Origin of the sequence: Pseudomonas sp. WS 5079, assembly GCF_012985465.1 — a bacterium.
In the GTDB taxonomy this organism is placed as follows: domain Bacteria; phylum Pseudomonadota; class Gammaproteobacteria; order Pseudomonadales; family Pseudomonadaceae; genus Aquipseudomonas.
Genome location: NZ_JAAQWN010000002.1, coordinates 825914 through 845317, shown reverse-complemented (window position 1 = coordinate 845317; position 19404 = coordinate 825914). Strand labels below are relative to the sequence as shown.

The window sequence follows — 19404 nt, the reverse complement described above, 5'->3', positions numbered from 1 at the left end:
GTGGGCATTTTTGTCATTCAAGGCGCGTGGCAAGACCGCGCAGGGTCAGCGCAGTCACTTCTCGGGCTTGTTCCAGGACCCGGCGCTTCCAGAGTTCGGTGTCGATGTAGAAGGCATCGCGCAACTGGCGCTTGATCTGCACCCGTCGGGCTTGTGCCGTATCCGGATGGGCGTGCAGCCAGTGATCGGCACGTAGCGCTTCAAGTACCCGTGGCCCTGGCTGGGTGCCGTATTCCAGGGTCAAGCCGTTGTATTGCGCGTGCGGGCATTCCTCCATCACGGCCAGATCCAGGGTGCCATTGAGCATGGCCGACGAGGAGGTTCCGTCTGCGCTGGCCGTGACCTGCGCGCCCCACCAGCTTCGTGCCCGCGCAATATCGTTGGGGTGGTTGAGCCCTTTATAGATCCGCTCACCCACGCCACACGGGCCTAGCCCGGTGTGCACATCGATCCAGCCGATGCGCCGGCAGTGGTTGCCCAGGCGACGAATAATCTGGCGTAGTTGCAGGTTGCTCCAGGCGGGGGCCGCGCCTGCGTAAAACAGGCCTTCAGGGTGGCTGTGTTGGCCCCGGGTAATGGCTGACTGTAGGGCTTTGGTGCCATGTCGCAGCGCATATCCGGCCAGGCCCAACGTGCTGAGCAGGGTGGGTGGTTGCCGGCGGGGAAGCAGCAGCGGGGCGAGGGCGCGGTAGTCTGGGTTGTCGGGCAGCGGTTGGTTGAAGTCAATGAAGTTACGATTGAGGTCGATATTGTCTTCGTTGACCCGGCGTAGCCAGGAGAAGCCGTAGGGGTTGATCGCATGCAGGTACAGCACCGCCAGGTCCTGGCGCTGGCAGTGCTCCCCCCACTCGCGGTTGCGCAGGTGATCAACCTGTACGGCCGAGCCGCAGAAGCCTTCCACACCATGTACGCCGCTGCTCAGGACCAGCAGGTTGGTGGCCTTTGGTGAGCCGGCAAATACCACATCCAGGGCCAGTTCCTCGCCATCAATACCCGGTAGTGGGTGAGGATGAGATTGAGCCTCCAGACCCGCATTGGCACAGGCCTGGAGGAATTTTTGCCGAGCTTCGGCGTAGCTTTGTGAAAAGCAGGATAAGTCCATCGGGTGTTCCCTATTGGCAGTCGTGCTGGGCGCCGCGCGCAGCGCTCAAGGTGGTGGGCAATCACTGCGCGGTTTAGGCCGGGCTGGTGGCCTCAAAAGCTGCGCTGGGAGTGCTGGCAAGGAGTTCACGACGACTGCGCTCCGGGTCGATCAGTACCAGGCCCAGCAGGCTGAACACCAGCAGGGCAATGCCGAACAGGCCGATCGCCAGCTCGAAGCCGGTCACCAGGTCGCCGTTCTGCCAGCCAATGGCCTGGCCGATCAGCACTGGCGCGAGCATGCCGGCAGTGGTCAGCAGCGCAATATGGATCGCCAGCATGCTCCCGCGCTGGCGGGCCGGGGCGATGTGGGCAACGATGCTGAAGCCGAAGGCCGACAGCAGGTTGAGAAGGATGCTGCCGAGCAGGAAAAACCCCAGGGTCACCGTCAGGCTGGTGCTGGTAAAGCCCATCAGGATGTAGGTGACGGCGGCGACCAGGCACGCCAGCAGCGGCGGCACAACCATCGCCTTGCGCAGGCTGGCGCCGCGTTTCATCGCGCGTTGCGCCAGGCTGGAAACCAGTAAGTTGATAAAGATCACCCCCAGCGTGGTGGCCAGCACCAGGTACCCCGATTGCATCGGGGTCATGCCCAGGCCCCTTTGCAGGTAGGTGGGCAGCCAGCTGTAGAGCAAGGCATTGGGCAGGTAGCTGCAGAACGCGACCAGGGTAATGCAGACAAACGTGCGGTTGAGCAACAGGCGCTTGTAGGGCAGCGTGGGCAGCAGGTCGCCCTGGGTGTCCCGTGTATCGTCATGCTGGCCTTCACGGCCATAACGTTGCCACAGCAGCAGCCACACCAGGCCGACACCGGCCAGCAGCACATAGCCCGTGCGCCAGCCGTACTGCTCGATCAGCTTGGGCAGGGCGACCGCTCCTGCAATCGCGCCGAGCATGATTGCGACCTGGATCAGCGCTGCTGGCAGCACCCGCTCGCGGCTGGTGTACCACTTGAAGCAGGCGTGCTGGGTCACCGCCGTGCCCGGGCCGCAACCGGCACCGAGCAGGATGCGGCTGGCCAGCAGGGTGAAGAAACTGGTGGACAGGGCCGCGAGCAATTGGGCGGTCATCCATACCAGGGCCATGCCGGAGAGAATCCAGCGACTCGGCATACGGTTGGCGAGAAAACCCACCAGTACCCCAGAGATCGAATAAAGAAAAAAGAACGCGCTGCTGATAAAACCGAACTGTGCTGGCGTGAGCTTTAACTCATCAATGATCTGCGGGCCGGCGAAGGCAAAAATGGTCTTGTCCAGCACGCTGATAATCACCACTGTCATCAGCAGGGCAACGACGAGCGGGCGTCGGCTATCGGTAAATGAACTCATGGTTATGGCCTTGTTTTAAGGGGGGCTGCTAGAAGCGAATACCGACACTGGCCTCTAACAGGCTGCGATCTGCCACCAGGTTGTAATCGCCGCCACCGGTGTTCAGGTAGCTGAGATCGAAGGTGTAAGTGCTTTTGTAATCACCCTTCACACCGAGTATTTGCGCGTAGCGGCCTTCGGAAAATACCCCGTCATAGGCATGCCCCTCGATGTCATAGACGAGTGTCAGCGAAGGCGTCAGGTCCAGCCCGGGCAACACATTCCTGTAGTTGATTTCCCCTTTGATACGGGTACCCCAGGCAAACGGCGTGATAAATCCGTCATCCGCACATCTGGCCGCAGGGCCTGTGCACTTCGCCGCTTTGCCGTAGGGCGCGCTGCCAAAACCGGGGCGTCCGTAACGGATCTGGTCGGTGTCGGGCAGGTCATGTACATATTTCAACCCGGCTTCTGCCGATAGCTTCATCGCACCGCCCAGCACTTGGCCAAAAGGGTGGCTGGCGCCGAGATTCAATTGGCTGACGTGGAAGCGGTCGTAGCCGCTTGCCAGGTAGCCCGTCGGGGTTTTGGACAGGTAGCCCATCGGCCCGCTGCCGGCGAGCAGCCCGGCAATAAAGTCAGCGCCGTTCCAGGCGATCGGTTGATTGGGGCGGTAACTGTATTCGGCATAAATCCCGGTGCCACCCGGTAGCCGTGTCTTGAAGTTGAGGGCGTACAGGCGAATGCGGGTTGGGTAGGCGCGTTGATAATAAGCCGCCACTCCAGTGGGTGTTGCCAGCCCCACGTTCGCGGCCGGTGGTGTCAGTACGCCGGGGCCGGTACGCATGACTTGTGTCAGCGCTTCCCGGCTGCTGTAGTCGGCGAAATACAAGCCGAACAACCCGACGTCCTTCCATAAATACTGCAGGCTGGCGCCGTATTGATTATTGCCTGGGCGATGGTCCGGGCCACGGGCCACGTGATCCAAGGGGTTGTTGAGGGCCTGGCCGTCAGTGGTCGAGATCGGTCGGCCTGCTATCGCGCTCATCACGCTGCCGTTAAGGATAAATTGATTGCAGCCGGGTTGGGCGTAGTCGCTGGTCGACAGAAATGTGCCACAGCCAGAGTAGGCACTGGGGCGCAATTCAAACTGATTGAACGCATCCACCGACAGGTTCTCGGTCAGGGCCAGCTTGGCGTACAGGGTCGGCATCGGCACGGTGCGGGCTTCGGCAATCGAGGTGGCGCGGCGTGCGGCGGCCCAGTCAAACGCGTTCACTGCCTGCAAGCCACCGCTGATGGTGGTGGGCGTGACCCAAGGGATCGCCTGGTCGCCCAGGCGCACCAGCAGATCATGCCCGGCGGGCTGGAAATTGCCGTAGACATAGGCGTCGTTGAACACCGCATTGGAGAAGCGCGCCAGGGAATCGAACCCCGAATCACTGAGTGGTTCTCCCGAGCGATAGCCGTTGGGGACGCTGCCATGCCCGAGGTCCTGGTGTTTCTGGGTGTAGTCGTACCAACCCTTTGCGCTGACGAAAACCCCGAGGTTACGGTGGCTTAGGTCCGCTTGCAGGTAGGCTTCGGCCGACGTGGAAACCGCATCGCCGCGCTTGTAGTTGAGGTTGCCGTCGTTGAACAGGTTCATACCGTATTCGGCACTGGTCAGGCGGTGGCTCGGGTCGTCCATGCGTCGCACTGTGCCCAGGGCCAAGGCGCCTTTTACCTGCAGACGGGTGTCTTCATGTTGCCATTGCATGCCATTCCCCAGCCCTGACTTGAGGTCACTGAACACCAGTTCTCCTGCGGTGACTGGAGTGCCGATGCCAGCACTGAGCAAGGCCGTGGCCAACCCTGCCATCACAGGCTTGCCGGTGTTTCTTATTGTTGTTTTCACTGACTGATACCCTTGTTTTTTCTTTGCGCAGCTCAGGTGTTTTTCAGTCTATCGTCGAAGCGGTCTCGGTAATAAGGCGAGTACCGACAGCGATAAAGCCAATATCGCCAGTAAAAATCCCGGGCAATTGACTGTTAAAAGCCAGGTGAAAAGGCGGTTCGACCCTGTTTTTAAAGGAGCATCACGCAGGCCGGGCGAGCGGTCGGGAGACAGCGTGAAAAGGCAGGGCTAATATCGCCAACAATAAATCTAATATCGCCAGGTAAGCCCATGAATGTCCGCGTCGATTTATTGCATGGCCCGCACAGTCTCACTGGCACGCTGTTTAGCGTGATCGACATGCTGCGCACCTTTAACAGCCTCTGGCAGTTGCGCAACCCGGATAAGCGCGGCGCGTTTTTTCACTGGCGCCTGATCGATGCGGCGGGCAATGAGCTGCCGCTTCCCGACTGGCTGGCGCAAATGCGCCCGCCCAACGCCGGCCGCAAAACCCTGCGGCCCTCGCAGACAGCCCTGTTTGTTCCCGGCGTGCAGATGAAAAGCGTGCCGGACCTGAACCATGTTCTCGATCAATGCACCGCCGAGCTGAACTGCATCGCGCGTTACCACGCCCAAGGGCGCGTGATTGCTGCCAGCTTCAATGGCGCGGTGATGCTCGCGCGTGCAGGTGTCCTGGATGGCCGGCGCGCGACGGTCACCTGGATGATTGCCAATTGGTTCGCGTGCGCCTTTACGAAGGTGCAATTGGCGATGGAAGGCCCGGTGGTGGTCGACGGCCCGGTGTTCACCGCTGGAGCCCCGGCGGCGGTCTGCGATTTGATGGTGGAGTTGATCCGGCACTTCGCCGGCGAAGAAATGGCCCAGGTCGCGACCAATGGCCTGCTTTATCACCCGATGCGCTTTGAACACTCAAGCCTGAATTTCCCCGGCATCTCGGTAAAAACCCGCGACAGTGTGGTGTTCCGCGCCAAGCAGTGGCTGCAACAGCATATTCAGACGCCCTACAGCCTGGACGAGGTCGCCCAGGCCGCGACCGCCAGCCCGCGGACCTTGCTGCGTCACTTCAAAGAGGTGGAGGGCATGACCCCCCTGGATTACCTGCATCGCCTGCGGGTTGAGCGCGCCAAGCAGTTACTGGAAGTGACCCTGATCGACCTGACGGAAGTCATGGAGTACTGCGGTTATCAAGATGCCAGTGCATTTCGGCGCCTGTTTTTGCGCAGTACGGGGCTGACGCCTTCGGAGTATCGGCGGCGCTACACCATGCGCATCTCCAGTCGGCGCTGGCGGGCGGATGAAGCAGGGGAGGATTTGATTGAGGGGTTGGGGCTGGAGCGCCTGTGATGTTCGGCCTCAACTGCCCCGATGGGTCTGCCGATACTCGCCCGGCGGCATGCCGGTGCGGCTCTTGAAGGTGCGGTGGAACGAGCGCGGTTCGGTGAAACCCAGGTATTGGGCGATGTCCTGGATCGGCAGGTCGCTGTGCAGCAGGTAGTGCTCGGCCAGTTCCTGGCGCAGGTCGTCGAGGATCTGCTGGTAGGACGTGCCGGCCTGCTGCAACTGGCGTTGCAGGGTGCGCACCGACATGGCGAACTGCTCGGCCACCTGTTCCTTGCGTGGCAGGCCTTCCTTGAGCAACTGGCGCAGGGCGTTTTTCACCCGCAGCGCCAGGGTTGAATCGTCCAGTGAGGCCATCAGTGCCAGGGCATGTTCTTCCAGGGTGCGCAGCAATTGCGCATCGGCCTGGCGCAGGGGCGTTTGCAGGTAGCTCAAGGGCGCCACCAGGGCCGAGCAGGGCTGTTCGAACAACACCGGGCAGCCGAAGAAGTCCTCGTACTGGCTTAGTTGTGCGCCGTCCGGCAGCGGATGTTCGAGCAACACCTGGCTTGGCGACAGCTCGGTGTCGGCGATCCAGCGGGCATACACCAGCCAGGATGCCAGGACGTTTTCCACCATGTGCCGGCGGATCTGCGGCTGCTGGTGGCGGCAGTTCCAGATCAGTCGCACCTGGTCATGGACCATTTCCGCGCGGCTGGTGCCCATGTCGCCCACCAGTTTTTCGAACGGCATGATGCGGTTCATCGCCTCGCCCAGGGTCGCGCAGTTCATGGTGATGTAGCCGAGCACGCTCCACGAGTTGGGCAACACGAAGCGCGCCGAATTGAGCCCGAACAGCAAGTCCCCGGAATGTTCGCAGAAGTACCCCAGCAGGCGTTCGTGGGCTTCCACGGGCAGGCGCAGGCTGTTGTCGTCCAGTTGGCCGACAGTGATCCCGGCCGCCTCCAGTGCGGGGGCGGTTGCCACGCCGAGCTGTTCGGCATGGCGCAGGTACTTCAGCAGAGGGGGGACGGAGGTAGAGCCGAGTGTCTGCATGATCGGGTTCCTTGCGGGGTGTTGCCGGCGGCAGTGCCTTGCGCGCGTCGATGGCAGGCAAGGTAATTTGAAATCGTGACTAAAGTAAATGCTCCCGTGGATACATCCGGTAATACAGCGATTGACCCAATTGGCTACTCCATCTGTCCCGATGCGACCGTGACAGCGCGCACCGGCTGTTTAGTATGGGGGCACTGAAAATCATAAGATCTGCTGGGAGAAACAGGCATGCGACGCTGGAACGGCTGGGGCGAAGAAACTACGCAGATGGAGATGCCCGCCCATGGGGCCGCGTTTCTACGCGAGCGATTGGGCGACGGGCACACCCTGCCGGACGCCAGCCTGGAGCGCGCCCTGGCCGCGGTGCCCGCGTCGCGCCTGGCGCCCCATCCGCTTTACAGTATCGAGCCCCGGGATCGCCTGATGCATGCCCGCGGCCAGAGCCTGCCGGACTGGCTGGCCCTGCGCGAAGGTGCGCTGGGCCGGTACCCGGATGCTGTGGCCCTGCCGGAAACGGTCGAGCAGATCCGCCAGTTGCTGGCCCTGGCCGACAGTGCCGACCTGTGCCTGATTCCCTACGGCGGCGGCACCTCGGTGGCCGGGCATATCAACCCGCCGGCATCCACGCGCCCGGTGCTGACGGTGTCCCTGGCCCACATGAACCGCCTGCTCGACCTCGACGAACAAAGCCTGATCGCTACCTTTGGCCCCGGTGCCAGTGGGCCCCAGGTGGAGAGCCAGCTGCGTGCCAAAGGCTACACCCTGGGGCACTTCCCGCAGTCCTGGGAGCTGTCGACCCTGGGCGGCTGGGTGGCCAGCCGCTCGAGTGGCCAGCAATCGCTGCGCTATGGGCGGATCGAGCAACTGTTCGCCGGCGGTACCCTGGAGACTTTCGCCGGGCCCCTGGAAATCCCGAGCTTCCCGGCCTCGGCCGCGGGCCCCGACCTGCGGGAAGTGGTGCTGGGCAGTGAAGGGCGTTTCGGCATCATCTCCCAGGTCAAGGTCCGGGTCAGCGCGTTGCCCGAGGACGAGCGCTTCTACGGCGTGTTCCTGCCAGATTGGCCCAAGGCCCTGCAGGCGATCCGCCAACTGGTGCAGGCCCGGGTGCCGCTGTCGATGTTGCGTCTGTCGAATGCCATGGAAACCCAGACCCAACTGGCGCTGGCCGGCCATCCCAATCAAATCGCCTGGTTGGAACGCTACCTGGCACTGCGCGGGGCTGGCGAGGGCAAATGCCTGCTGACTTTCGGCGTCACCGGCAATCGTCGGCAGAATGCCTTGTCGTTGCGCCAGGCGCGCCAGCACCTCAAGGCTTTTGGCGGGGTGTTTACCGGCACCCTGCTGGGCAAGAAGTGGCAACAGAACCGCTTTCGCTTCCCCTACCTGCGGGAGAACCTCTGGCATGCCGGCTACGTGGTAGACACCCTGGAGACCGCGACCGACTGGTGCCATGTCGACGCCCTGCTGCACGCGATCGAGGCCAGCCTGCGCGACTGCCTGGCGGCCGAGGGCGAGCGCGTCCATGTGTTCACCCACCTGTCCCATGTCTATGGCGAAGGTTCGAGCATCTACACCAGCTATGTGTTCCGCCCGGCGGCGGACTACCCGGCCACCCTGGAGCGCTGGAAAGCCCTCAAGCAGGTGGCCAGCCGCACCATCGTCGAAAACCACGGCACCATCAGCCATCAGCATGGTGTGGGCAAGGACCACGTGCCTTACCTGCCGAGGGAGAAGGGCGAATTGGCGATGGCTGCGCTGCACAGCCTGAGCCGGCATTTCGATCCGGCCGGGCGTCTGAACCCCGGCACCCTGCTGGAAGACTAGGCCCATGAGCGATGACTGGAATGCCCAATGGCGCGAGGCCGTGTTGCCGCAACTGGCGCGTGAACCCTGGGACTTGATTGTGATTGGCGGCGGCATCAGCGGCGCCGGGATCCTGCGCGAGGCGGCCCGGCGCGGCTGGCGCTGCCTGCTGCTGGAGCAACGGGATTTTGCCTGGGGCACCTCCAGCCGTTCTTCAAAAATGGTCCATGGCGGCCTGCGCTACATCGCCAAGGGCCAGTGGCGCCTGGCGCGCGATTCGGTACGCGAGCGCCAGCGCCTGATGGGCGAAGCACCGGGGTTGGTGGAACCCCTGAGTTTTTTGATGCCGCACTATCGTGGCGGGTTTCCCGGGCCGCGGGTGTTCGGCGGCTTGCTGCGGGTGTATGACGCCCTGGCCGGTTGCCGCAGCCGGCAGTTCCACCGGCCTGCACAACTGCGCTACTTGGCGCCGGGGCTGATGGAGCCGGGGCTGCTGGGGGCGTCGCAGTTTCGCGATGCGCTGACCGACGATGCCCGCCTGGTCATGCGCGTGTTGGCCGAGGCCCGCGCCGATGGCGCCTGGGCGCTCAATGGCCTGCGGGTGCGCCAGTTGCTGCGCGAGGACGGGCGGGTGTGTGGGGTCGAGGTCGAAGACGCGCAAGGCGGCGCCGTTATGCAAGTGCGTTGCGCGGTGCTGGCGGTCGCCACCGGCGCCTGGGCTGAACGCTTGCAACCGGGCGGCGGGCAGCGGCAGTTGCGGCCCTTGCGTGGCAGTCACTTGTTGTTGCCGGGCTGGCGCTTGCCGGTGGCCCATGCCTTCAGTTTTATGCATCGGCGCGACGGTCGCCCGGTGTTCGTGTTTCCCTGGGAAGGGGCCACCGTGGTAGGCACCACCGACCTGGATCATCGCGAGGACCTGGACCTCGAGGCGAGCATTACCCGTGAAGAACTCGACTACCTGTTGGAGGCTTGCGCCCAGCCATTTCCCCAGGCCGAGGTGACGGCGGCGGACGTGCTGTGCACCTGGTCCGGGGTGCGCCCGGTGGTGGGCGCCGCCGATTCCCAGGCCAAACCCTCCAATGAAACCCGCGAACATGTGCTGTGGCAGGAACCGGGCTGCGTGACCCTGGCGGGGGGCAAGCTGACCACCTTCAGGCCCCAGGCCATCGAGGTGCTGCGGGCCTGTGCCGGGATGCTCGGGAAGACCCTGGAGGATGACGGCGCGCCAGTGTTCCAGGCCGTGTCGCGGCAGGCGATCCCCGGGCTGAGCGATGCCGGCCGGCGGCGCCTGGCCGGGCGCCATGGCCGCGACCTGCCTCGCCTGGCCAGCCTGATACATAGCCTGGGCAGCGAGTGTGTCGGCGCCAGCGATACCCTGTGGGCAGAGCTGGCCTTTGCCGCCGAGGCCGAGATGGTCCTGCACCTGGACGACCTGTTGTTGCGGCGCACCCGTCTCGGCCTGCTCCTGCCCGGCGGCGCCGCCCACTACCTGCCAGACATCCGTCGGCTATGTCAGCCGCGCCTGGGCTGGGACGACGCGCGCTGGGAACAGGAACAGCAGCGCTACCTGCAACTCTGGCAACGCCATCACAGCGTCCCGTCCGCCTCGATCTGAAGAGCGCGTCATGAATAAAGAGAGCTTCGTGGATAACAATTCCCCCGACAAACACTATGTGCTGGCGATCGACAACGGCACCCAGAGTGTCCGCGCGCTGTTGTTCGACCTGCAGGGCAACCTGCTGGGCAAAGGCAAGGTCGAGTTGCAGGCCTACTACTCCACTCAGCCCGGCTGGGCCGAGCAGGACCCGGATTACTACTGGAGCAAGCTGGGGGAAGCCTGCCAGCAGTTGTGGGCGCAGACCGGCATCGACCGCAGCCTGATCCGTGGCGTGTCCCTGACCACCCAGCGCGGCACCTTGATCAATGTCGATGCCCAGGGTCGGGCGCTGCGCCCGGCCATCCTTTGGCTCGACCAGCGCCAGTGCGAGCCGGAGGGCGGGATCAAGGGGCCCTGGGGCTGGCTGTTCAAGTTGATCGGCGCCGAGGCCACGGTGGACTACTTCCGCGCCCAGGCCGAGGCCAACTGGATCGCCCAGCATCAGCCGGATATCTGGGCCGCCACGGACAAGTTCCTGCTGCTCTCGGGCTTTCTCAGCCATCGCCTGACCGGGCGTTTTGTCGACTCGGTGGGGTGCTGCGTGGGCTACTTGCCCTTCGACTTCAAGCACCTGCGCTGGGCCGCGCCCCGGGACTGGAAATGGCAGGCCCTGGCGGTGCGTGCGCAGCAACTGCCGCGCCTGTACAAGCCAGGAGAAGAACTGGGCCGCATCACCGCCGAGGCCAGCCGCCATACCGGGATCCCCGAGGGCCTGCCACTGATTGCCGCCGGCTCCGACAAGGCCTGCGAAGTGCTCGGTTCCGGCGTGGTGGAGGCGACGACTGCGTGCCTGTCCTACGGCACCACGGCGACCATCACCACCACGCGCTCGCGCTACCTGGAGATAGTCCCGCTGATCCCGCCGTATCCGGCGGCAATCCCCGATCACTACAACTGCGAGGTGATGATCTATCGCGGCTACTGGATGGTCAGTTGGTTCAAGAACGAGTTCGGCCTGCGGGAAATGCAGCAGGCCCGGGAGCAGGGCCTGGAGCCGGAGCAGTTGTTCGATGCGCTGGTCAACGCGGTGCCGCCCGGCTCCATGGGCCTGACCCTGCAACCCTACTGGTCGCCGGGCATCCGCGAGCCGGGGGTGGAAGCCAAGGGGGCGATGATCGGCTTTGGCGATGTGCACACCCGGGCCCATATCTACCGGGCGATCCTCGAGGGCCTGGCCTATGCCCTGCGCCAGGGCAAGGAGCGTATCGAGCGCCGTTCGAAACTGTCGATCAAGCGCTTGCGCGTGGCCGGGGGCGGTTCCCAGAGCGATGCGGCGATGCAACTGACCGCCGATATCTTCGGCCTGCCCGCCGAGCGCCCGCATGTCTACGAGGCCTCTGGACTGGGGGCGGCGATTGCCTGTGCGGTGGGGCTTGGGTTGTACGCGGACTTCGATACCGCCATCGCGGCCATGACCCGTACCGCCGAGGTGTTCATGCCCCAGCCCGAGGCGCAACAGATGTACGACCGCTTGTACCGTGAGGTCTACCTGCACATGTATCGCCAGCTCAAGCCGCTGTACCAGAGTATTCGCGAGATTACCGGCTACCCGGCGTAGACCCAGGCTGTATGGCGCTATTGGAGAGTCTTTTTGGCAAGATCGGACAGTGTCGGGGGGTACCCGGATTGTTAGGCTGAACGCATCTACAACAAGAGCGTAAAGCCATGAAGTTGCCGTCGTTGCTGCTGTGCCTGGGGCTGTGCAGTCTGTCGCCCTTGGCCGGTGCATGGTCCAATCACAGCGTAGGTAGCTACCTGGCCTTGCGGGATTTGCCCGCCTTGCGCGAGGCGCCCGAGGTGGCGGTCGAGTCCCTCGAGCAGTTTGTGTCCAAGCAGTATCCAGGCCTGGTGGCCTTGCTGGACGAGCAGGAGAACTTCGCCCGCAGCCACTTCCCCGACTATCCGCCGCGCCCCGACAACCTGCGCCTGGCGCCGCAACCTGGGGCCGATCTGCACCGGGACTTGCTCATGGCCCTGCGGGTCAACCCGCAGATCCACCTGGCTCAGGTGATCCAGCCCATGCCCGGCGAGGACCTGGCGGGGCGCCCGCAGCTCAAGGCCGCCGAGGTGATGGTCGAGCAGACGCTTTCGCCGTGGAATCGCCAGCGCTTCATTCAGCTGCAGCCGGGGCAGCAGGTCGCGCCACTGGCCGTGCTGGCGACCGCTGCGGACGAGCCGGACTACGGTCACGATATCAATCTGTTCAGCGATAACCCGGGGGCCGTCGGCGCGTTGTATGGCTTCGGCGTGCAGTCGTTTGGCGACGCGCGTTTCCAGTACAGCTCCCAGGCGCCGTTCCATATGGGCTTCTTCCACGAGAGCGCGGTGGTCTACGTCGCGGCGCCCTTCCTGCTGCGCAACTGGCCGGACTGGCGGGCCTACCAGTACTTCGGCCTGGCGCGTTTTGCCTTCGCCAATGGCCATCCCTACTGGGGCTATCGCTTCCTGGGCTGGGGCATGCATTACCTGCAGGACCTGACCCAGCCGTATCACGCCACGACCCTGCCGGGCGATGACCTGACCAGCATGCTGCTGATGGAGGGCAAGGCCCTGGCTGGCTATGACAGTGACAAGCGGGCGGCGATCGAACGTGTCGCCACGCGCCACAACGAGGTGGAGCGCTACCAGTTCGCCTGGCTGCGCCACCTGCTGCTGACGGGGGCGAGCAACCCGATGCTGACGGCCTATGCCGACGCCTCCCGGGACGCCGATTACCCGGCTTATTCGACCGACTACCTGCGCCAGGTAGTCAGCGCCGAGGCGGATGCCCAGGCGGTGGCGTTCGACGAGGCCATCGGCCAGTGGCTGGCGACGCCCGGGGCGACCCAGAGCTTCAGTGCGGGCAACCAATTGCCCGCCGAACGCTACGACCATGCCCAGCTCAACGAACAGTTGGTGCAGTTGCTGCGCCACTTTGGCGCCCACAGTCGCAACTACGTCAGGGCCGGCCTCGACCGCCCGGCGCCGTGACAACAGACATCGCAGTGCAATAACAACAAAAAAGTTGCAGGGGAGAGACGGCAATGAGCACCACAGTGCGCGCGCAAGGCTCGGGATCCGAGGGTAAATGGTCCATTAAATCCACGGGGGCCGGCGTCGGCCTGGTGGGCCTGCTGCAACTGTGCAGCGGCGGGGACGTGCAGGCCATGGAGTTCAGCGTGCTGGACAACCAGGTCACCGGCTCGTTCGACAGCACCCTGTCGTATGGGCGCCTGTGGCGGGTCCAGGGGCGTGACAAGGGCAACGATGACGTCAACACCAACGACGGCAATCGCAACTTCGATACCGGGCTGGTTTCCGAGGTGTACAAGATCACTTCGGAGCTGGAGGCCAACTATCAGAACTACGGGCTGTTCGTGCGTGGCACGGGGTTCTATGACACCCAGATCATGGACAAGCGCAACGACTACTACCGCAACAACAACCCGTCGCAACCCAGCCAGAGCCATCCCCAGGATGACCACTTCACCGACCAGACCCGCGACATCGCCGGTAGCCGCGTGGAGATCCTTGACTCCTATATCTATGGCAACTGGGACGTGGGCCAGATGCCTCTGACCGCGCGTCTGGGGCGCCAGGTGTTCAACTGGGGCGAGGGCATTTTCTATCGCGGCGGGGTCAACACCACCAACCCGGTGGACGCGGCCAAGTACCGGCTGCCGGGCGCGGAGGTCAAGGAAGTGCTGATGCCGGTGGAAGCCATCAGCTTCAATATCGGCTTGAGCGACAACCTGTCGATGGAGAGTTTCTACCAGTGGAACTGGAAGGAGACCCGCATCGATCCGGTCGGCACCTTCTATTCCCAGAGCGACCTGTTCGCCGATGGCGGCCGCACGGGCTACAACAACTTCACCGGCAGCGCTCTCGACACCCCGACGCCCATCGGCGGCAACGTCATCGGGTTATACGACGCCCTGGGCAACAACCCGATGCTCGGCGGCATGCTGCGCAGTACCGGGCTGTATGCCAACGGCATGACCCCGGCCTACGGCAACACCCTCAAGGTGGCGTCCATCGGCAAGGACTACAACGCGCGCAACGATGGCCAGTACGGCTTTGCCTTCCGCTACATCGCCGAGGAACTCAACAGCACCGAGTTCGGGCTGTACCTGGTCAACTACCACGCCAAGGAGCCGACCATTGCCGCTGACCTGGCGGGCTACAAAGGCATCGACATGGCAGCGCTGACCAGCATGCTGTCGTCGGTGGCCGGCAGCCAGGCGGCGGCCTTGGCCAATGGCCTGGCGACGGTGGACGTGATGGGCAATATCCAGGCGCACCGACGCTATGCCGAAGATATCCGCATGTACGGCTTCAGCTTCAACACCACCCTGGGCAAGGCCTCGGTGTTTGGTGAGCTGGCCTACCGGCCGAACCTGCCCATCGGCGTCGCCGCTACCAACGACCTGATCGGCGACCTGGCCAATGGTGCCGGCGCGGCGGCGGGCGGGCAGTACATCAATGTCGGCGGGCAGATGGTCAACCTCAACAGCCAGATCGACAACTCCGAGCGCGTCGAGGCCTTCAACACCTCCTTGGGCAGCATCTACAACTTCGGTCCGGGCCTGAGCTTCGACTCGCTGTTTGGCGTGTTCGAACTGGCCTCCGAGCACCTGCGTGGCAGCAGCCTGAAGTACCAGGCCTACGATGGCAGCACCCGCTACTACGCGGGCAGCGGCAACACCTCCTATGTGTCTGGTGGTGAGCGTGATGACCAGGTCAGCCGTGATTCCTACAGCTATACGGTGATGTTCAACGGTACCTGGAACGACGTGTACGCCGGGGTCAACCTGTCGCCCTACGTGGTCTACAAGGACGACTTCAAGGGCAACTCCTATCAGGCCGGCAACTACATCGAGGGACGCAAGGCCTACACCCTGGGGCTCAAGGCCAACTACCAGAACAAGCTGGAAGCCGAGCTGCAATACACCGAGTTCTTTGGTGGCGGCCAGAACAACGTGATCCGCGACCGCGACAACATCGGTTTCAACCTCAAGTACTTCCTGTAAGCCGCTGCCGTGCTGCGGCGCGAGGGCGGCTGCCCGCCCTCGTTTTTTTGGAGATTTGCCATGTTCCACACACCTCGAATGCTCACCGCTAGCCTGGCCCTGGCCCTCGGCCTGGCCGCTGGCAACGCGCTTGCTGCGCTCTCGCCTCAAGACGCACAACAGCTCAAGGCCCAGCTCACCCCGTTCGGCGCCGAGCGCGCGGGCAATGCCGCCGGCACCATCCCGACCTGGGAAGGCGGCATCACCCAGGCACCCAAGGGCTATGAAAAGGGCAAGCACCATGTCGATCCCTTTGCCGGCGACAAGCCGCTGTTCACCATCACCAAGGCCAACCTGGAACAGTACAAGGCCAACCTGACGGCGGGCGAAATTGCCTTGTTCAACAGCTACCCCGACACCTTCCAGATGCCCATCTACCCAAGCCGGCGTTCCGGCTCGGCACCCCAGTGGGTGTATGACAACACCTTCAAGAACGCCACCAGCGCCAAGCTGCTGGACGGTGGCACCGGCTTCGCCGACGCCTTTGGCGGCGTGCCGTTCCCCATTCCACAAAGCGGTGTCGAGGCATTGTGGAACCACATCACCCGCTACCGTGGCACCTACGTGGTCCGCCGCGCCTCGGAAGCGCCCGTGCAACGCAATGGCAGCTTTGCCCTGGTGACGGCGCAGCAGGAAGGGCTGTTCAACTACTACCGCCAGGGCGGGCAGTACGCCGACCTGAAGAACATCCTGTTCTACTACCTGACCTTCGTAAAAAGCCCGGCCCGCCTGGCCGGTGGTGCGACCCTGGTACACGAGACCCTCGACCAGATCAAAGACGCGCGCCAAGCCTGGATCTACGACGCCGGCCAACGCCGCGTACGCCGCGCGCCGAACCTGGCCTACGACACACCGATCTCATCCTCCGATGGCCTGCGCACGGCGGACGACACTGACATGTTCAACGGCTCGCCGGATCGCTACGACTGGAAACTGCTGGGCAAGAAGGAAATCTACATCCCCTACAACAACTACAAAGTCGCCAGCGCCGACGTGAAATACGCCGACCTGCTCAAGGTCGGCCACCTCAACCCGCAATACACCCGCTACGAACTGCACCGCGTGTGGGTCGTCGAAGGCACCCTGAAACCGACGGCGCGTCACCTGTACTCCAAACGCGTGCTGTACCTCGACGAAGACAGCTGGGGCGCAGCAGTGGTTGATCAGTACGACGGCCGTGGCGAACTGTGGCGGGTGTCGATGGCCTACCTGAAGAACTTCTACGACCTGCCCACGACCTGGAGCGCATTGGATGTATTCCATGACCTGCAGGCGCGGCGGTACTACGTGCAGAACCTGGATAACGAAGAACCGCAGACGGTGGATTTTGGCCAGGCGATTCCTGAGGATTCGTACTTTATGCCGTCGGCGTTGCGGTTGCGGGGTACTCGGTAGGGCTGTTGCTGCTTAGTTAGCGAGAGCTGCACGTTAGGGTGCGGCTCTTGGCTTTTGGTCGCAAGCCTTGCGTGAGTAGTTGGGCTGATGGGGGGCTTTTAGATGGGATTAGATTGTTTGGGGTAATTAAAAAGCCGGCTTGTGGCCGGCTTCTCGGGGACTGGTTAAGTCTATTTTTGGTAAACCTCACCAGCCTTCAATCGTTCACTCAAGCGCTCGCCCAAGTGATAAAAGGGGCATCAGCGGGAACTCCTCCGCATCGCCGGGCAGGGTGTGTCGACGCTACGCCAACCCCTGCCAAATGTGCCGCGCATGATACTGACACTCCTCTCAGTTTTCCAGCGTCTGGTCTGATTTAGAGCTGTCGTGGCCGATCAAGTGCTCGTCCAGCGGGACCGGTGGGCGGCGGTTGTTGAGGGTGGACCACCAGAAGACCCAGCCCAGGATCTGTAGGTTTTGCTCGAAGCGTTGGTCGTAGGTCAGGAGTTCGTCGGGGTGTTCGTTGCTGTTGTGGCTGCGCATGCGCAGGCCGCCGCCGGGGCGGTTGTAGAGGTATTTGATACGGAGCATGCCGTCGTGTTCGAGGGCGTAGATTTCGCCGTCGATGATTTGGGTGCGGCCGCGGTCAATGGCCAGGGTGGCGCCGTCCTGGATGATGTCGATCATGCTGTTGCCGACCATGTAGGCCCCCAAGGCGCGGTCGGCGGTGACGTTGAGTTGTTCCAGGGTGCGCAGGGAGAGGCGTAGGCTTTCCTGGGGGTTGAAGGAGGCGTGGAGGGGGATTTCCACGTCGATTTTTTCCGGGCCGCTGCTGGGGCCGCAGCGGTAGTGGCCGCAGTCTTCGCGGGCGGTAGCGCTGTTTGCGTGATTGGGGCCTTCCAGCTGGAGGTTGGTCGGCGGGTATTTAGGGCCTTCGCCGGTGCGCAGCCAGCGGCTGGTGACAGACAGCAGTTCTGCTATTTCGTCGAGCCGGGCCATGGGCACGCCGCGCTTGAACCAGTTGTTCACGTGCTGGGGCGTGACGTCGCGATTCTTGGCGAAGTCGGATGCGGAAAGATGAACTTCCCGAAGTAACGTTCTTAAGCGATCACCTGATGTATTCATAAACGCAGAGTTTACTGGCCGGAAAATAAGATCAAATAAACTATGTGTTGAGTTGGTGTATGTAGGTATTTCCTTATTGGAAGTAAAGTCGCACTCCAACTTGATCAAGTTAAACGGTAGTTGTGTTTTTGTTTATCTAATTGAACTTGTCGTTTAAATTTTCCCACAAAAAAAGCCCCGAATGATCGGGGCTTTTTTGACTGCCTAGGCAATGAGTCGTGGTATCAGCCTTTGTAGGCCGCTACCGACTTCATGATCTCGGCACGGGCGGCGTCTGCGTTGCCCCAACCGTCGATCTTCACCCATTTGCCTTTTTCGAGGTCTTTGTAGTTCTCGAAGAAGTGCTTGATCTGTTCCAGCAGCAGTGGCGGCAGGTCGGTGTATTCCTTCACGTCGACATACAGCTGGGACAGCTTGTCGTGTGGCACTGCGATAACTTTGGCATCGCCGCCGCCGTCGTCGGTCATGTTCAGGATACCAACCGGGCGGGCGCGGATGACCGAGCCTGGGGTGACCGGGTAAGGGGTCACGACCAGCACGTCGAGGGGGTCGCCGTCGTCAGCCAGGGTGTTGGGGATAAAACCGTAGTTGGCCGGGTAGAACATCGGGGTGGCCATGAAACGGTCAACGAACAGGCAGTCGCTGTCTTTGTCGATTTCGTATTTGATCGGCGCGTGGTTGGCCGGAATCTCGATGGCGACGTAGATGTCGTTCGGCAGGTCTTTGCCAGCCGGAATCTTGCTGTAGCTCATTGGGCGTTGCCCCCGTAGTTGGCCAAGTAAATTGGCCGGATTGGCCTAAAAGTGGCGGCGATTATAGGCATATTCCTGCGCCGATGCCACGCGCCAGACGTCGTACGGTACTTAGCCTTCAGTCTGATAGCGCGGGTCGCTGGCTTGCAGATGTTTGAGGCGGGCCAGTGGATCCTGGCGGTAAAAGTGGCTCAGTTGCTCGTAGACCTGTGGATAACTGTCGGCGAGCAAATCCGGAGCACTGAAAAAATATTCGCTGGTGACCGCAAAAAATTCCGCGGGGTTTTCCGCAGCATACGGATCGATGGCGGTTTCGGCGTCGGGGTTGTGGTCGAGCTGGCGGTTGAGGTCATCAAACGCGCTCTGCATCACGCTGGCCCACTCTTGTACACGCATGTCGTGGTGCAGCGGCGGTAGGCCGTTGGCGTCGCCATTGAGCATGTCGAGCTTGTGCGCCAACTCGTGGATCACCAGGTTGTAGCCTTCCCAATTGCCGCTGGCCAGTACGCCCGGCCAGGCGAGGATCACCGGGCCTTGCTGCCAGGCTTCGCCGCTGTGTTCACCATCCCATTCATGTTCCACGCCGCTGGCGTCGCGATGGCGCTGGGGGCTGCGAAAGTCATCGGGGTAAAGAATGATTTCATGGAAGCCCTGGTACCACTCCAGGTCGCCCAGGTTCATCAGCGGCAGTTGCGCCTGGGCGGCGAGCAGCAGGCGTTGTTCCTGGTGCAGTTCGACCCCGGGCAGGGCAGTCAGGTGTTTTTCGGCGAGGAACAGCACGCTGGCCTCACGTAACCATTGGTCCTGTTCGGCGCTGATGCCGTCGAGGAAGGTCAGGTGATGGCGCACCCGTTGCCAGGTTTCATCGGCAACCGGGTGCTTGGCCAGGACGCGCCGGCGACGCCAGGCGCTGAGGGACCACATGGCC

The 19404-nt window shown here is 62.8% G+C and carries 14 protein-coding genes; 7 read left to right on the top strand and 7 right to left on the bottom strand.

The features are described 5' to 3' along the window. Nucleotides 1–13: 13 nt before the first annotated feature. From HBO05_RS08400 to HBO05_RS08390, 3 genes are all read right to left on the bottom strand, one after another. Entirely contained in the window at nucleotides 14–1102 is a 1089-nt protein-coding gene (locus HBO05_RS08400) for a M14 family metallopeptidase (protein ID WP_169951296.1), read from the bottom strand. 73 nt (nucleotides 1103–1175) lie between these two features. Continuing rightward, nucleotides 1176–2468: an MFS transporter gene (locus HBO05_RS08395; protein WP_172312317.1), complete on the bottom strand. Its 1293-nt coding sequence runs from the start codon at nucleotides 2466–2468 to the stop codon at nucleotides 1176–1178. Nucleotides 2469–2496: 28 nt separating this feature from the next. Beyond that, complete coding sequence (locus HBO05_RS08390; protein WP_346343154.1) at nucleotides 2497–4344, bottom strand: DUF1302 domain-containing protein; 1848 nt, start codon at nucleotides 4342–4344, stop codon at nucleotides 2497–2499. Nucleotides 4345–4614: 270 nt separating this feature from the next. On the opposite strand from HBO05_RS08390, the gene HBO05_RS08385 reads away from it, so the two are divergent. Continuing rightward, the gene (locus HBO05_RS08385; protein WP_169951292.1) at nucleotides 4615–5688 is read left to right on the top strand and encodes a helix-turn-helix domain-containing protein; all 1074 of its coding nucleotides are present in this window, start codon (nucleotides 4615–4617) and stop codon (nucleotides 5686–5688) included. A 9-nt stretch (nucleotides 5689–5697) separates the two neighbouring features. Here HBO05_RS08385 and HBO05_RS08380 read toward each other — a convergent pair whose 3' ends face one another. Then, on the bottom strand, nucleotides 5698–6717 hold the full coding sequence (locus tag HBO05_RS08380; RefSeq protein WP_170041659.1) for an AraC family transcriptional regulator: 1020 nt from the start codon (nucleotides 6715–6717) through the stop codon (nucleotides 5698–5700). A 228-nt stretch (nucleotides 6718–6945) separates the two neighbouring features. Here HBO05_RS08380 and HBO05_RS08375 point away from each other — a divergent pair, with 228 nt between their 5' ends. From HBO05_RS08375 to HBO05_RS08350, 6 genes are all read left to right on the top strand, one after another. After that, nucleotides 6946–8541, top strand: a complete 1596-nt coding sequence (locus tag HBO05_RS08375; protein ID WP_172312315.1) for an FAD-binding oxidoreductase — start codon at nucleotides 6946–6948, stop codon at nucleotides 8539–8541. 4 nt (nucleotides 8542–8545) lie between these two features. Then, nucleotides 8546–10135 (top strand): glycerol-3-phosphate dehydrogenase/oxidase, encoded by a 1590-nt coding sequence (locus tag HBO05_RS08370; RefSeq protein WP_170058475.1) that lies wholly within the window; start codon nucleotides 8546–8548, stop codon nucleotides 10133–10135. Between the two features lie 10 nt (nucleotides 10136–10145). Further along, a complete protein-coding gene (locus HBO05_RS08365; RefSeq protein WP_170041662.1) occupies nucleotides 10146–11735 on the top strand; it encodes an FGGY-family carbohydrate kinase in 1590 nt (529 codons plus the stop codon). Nucleotides 11736–11842: 107 nt separating this feature from the next. Continuing rightward, nucleotides 11843–13147, top strand: coding sequence for a phospholipase (locus HBO05_RS08360; RefSeq protein WP_172312313.1), 1305 nt, complete (start codon nucleotides 11843–11845; stop codon nucleotides 13145–13147). A gap of 53 nt (nucleotides 13148–13200) precedes the next feature. Next, nucleotides 13201–15186 (top strand): DUF1302 domain-containing protein, encoded by a 1986-nt coding sequence (locus HBO05_RS08355; protein ID WP_170058473.1) that lies wholly within the window; start codon nucleotides 13201–13203, stop codon nucleotides 15184–15186. 60 nt (nucleotides 15187–15246) lie between these two features. Next, the gene (locus HBO05_RS08350) at nucleotides 15247–16620 is read left to right on the top strand and encodes a DUF1329 domain-containing protein (protein ID WP_172312312.1); all 1374 of its coding nucleotides are present in this window, start codon (nucleotides 15247–15249) and stop codon (nucleotides 16618–16620) included. Nucleotides 16621–16950: 330 nt separating this feature from the next. Here HBO05_RS08350 and HBO05_RS08345 read toward each other — a convergent pair whose 3' ends face one another. The 3 genes from HBO05_RS08345 to HBO05_RS08335 form a co-directional block, all read right to left on the bottom strand. Next, the gene (locus tag HBO05_RS08345; RefSeq protein ID WP_172312310.1) at nucleotides 16951–17724 is read right to left on the bottom strand and encodes an XRE family transcriptional regulator; all 774 of its coding nucleotides are present in this window, start codon (nucleotides 17722–17724) and stop codon (nucleotides 16951–16953) included. Between the two features lie 224 nt (nucleotides 17725–17948). Next, nucleotides 17949–18476 (bottom strand): inorganic diphosphatase, encoded by a 528-nt coding sequence (gene ppa, locus HBO05_RS08340; protein WP_003176323.1) that lies wholly within the window; start codon nucleotides 18474–18476, stop codon nucleotides 17949–17951. A gap of 111 nt (nucleotides 18477–18587) precedes the next feature. Next, complete coding sequence (locus HBO05_RS08335) at nucleotides 18588–19400, bottom strand: M90 family metallopeptidase (RefSeq protein WP_170041665.1); 813 nt, start codon at nucleotides 19398–19400, stop codon at nucleotides 18588–18590. Nucleotides 19401–19404 lie beyond the last annotated feature (4 nt).

Excerpts from the sequence above, each read along its gene's own strand:
- HBO05_RS08380 (WP_170041659.1), bottom strand. The coding sequence starts at position 6,717 with ATGCAGACACTCGGCTCTACCTCCGTCCCCCCTCTGCTGAAGTACCTG.
- HBO05_RS08350 (WP_172312312.1), top strand. The coding sequence starts at position 15,247 with ATGTTCCACACACCTCGAATGCTCACCGCTAGCCTGGCCCTGGCCCTC.
- HBO05_RS08345 (WP_172312310.1), bottom strand. The coding sequence starts at position 17,724 with ATGAATACATCAGGTGATCGCTTAAGAACGTTACTTCGGGAAGTTCAT.
- ppa (WP_003176323.1), bottom strand. The coding sequence starts at position 18,476 with ATGAGCTACAGCAAGATTCCGGCTGGCAAAGACCTGCCGAACGACATC.
- HBO05_RS08365 (WP_170041662.1), top strand. The coding sequence starts at position 10,146 with ATGAATAAAGAGAGCTTCGTGGATAACAATTCCCCCGACAAACACTAT.
- HBO05_RS08360 (WP_172312313.1), top strand. The coding sequence starts at position 11,843 with ATGAAGTTGCCGTCGTTGCTGCTGTGCCTGGGGCTGTGCAGTCTGTCG.
- HBO05_RS08385 (WP_169951292.1), top strand. The coding sequence starts at position 4,615 with ATGAATGTCCGCGTCGATTTATTGCATGGCCCGCACAGTCTCACTGGC.
- HBO05_RS08400 (WP_169951296.1), bottom strand. The coding sequence starts at position 1,102 with ATGGACTTATCCTGCTTTTCACAAAGCTACGCCGAAGCTCGGCAAAAA.
- HBO05_RS08370 (WP_170058475.1), top strand. The coding sequence starts at position 8,546 with ATGAGCGATGACTGGAATGCCCAATGGCGCGAGGCCGTGTTGCCGCAA.
- HBO05_RS08355 (WP_170058473.1), top strand. The coding sequence starts at position 13,201 with ATGAGCACCACAGTGCGCGCGCAAGGCTCGGGATCCGAGGGTAAATGG.
- HBO05_RS08395 (WP_172312317.1), bottom strand. The coding sequence starts at position 2,468 with ATGAGTTCATTTACCGATAGCCGACGCCCGCTCGTCGTTGCCCTGCTG.
- HBO05_RS08335 (WP_170041665.1), bottom strand. The coding sequence starts at position 19,400 with ATGTGGTCCCTCAGCGCCTGGCGTCGCCGGCGCGTCCTGGCCAAGCAC.
- HBO05_RS08375 (WP_172312315.1), top strand. The coding sequence starts at position 6,946 with ATGCGACGCTGGAACGGCTGGGGCGAAGAAACTACGCAGATGGAGATG.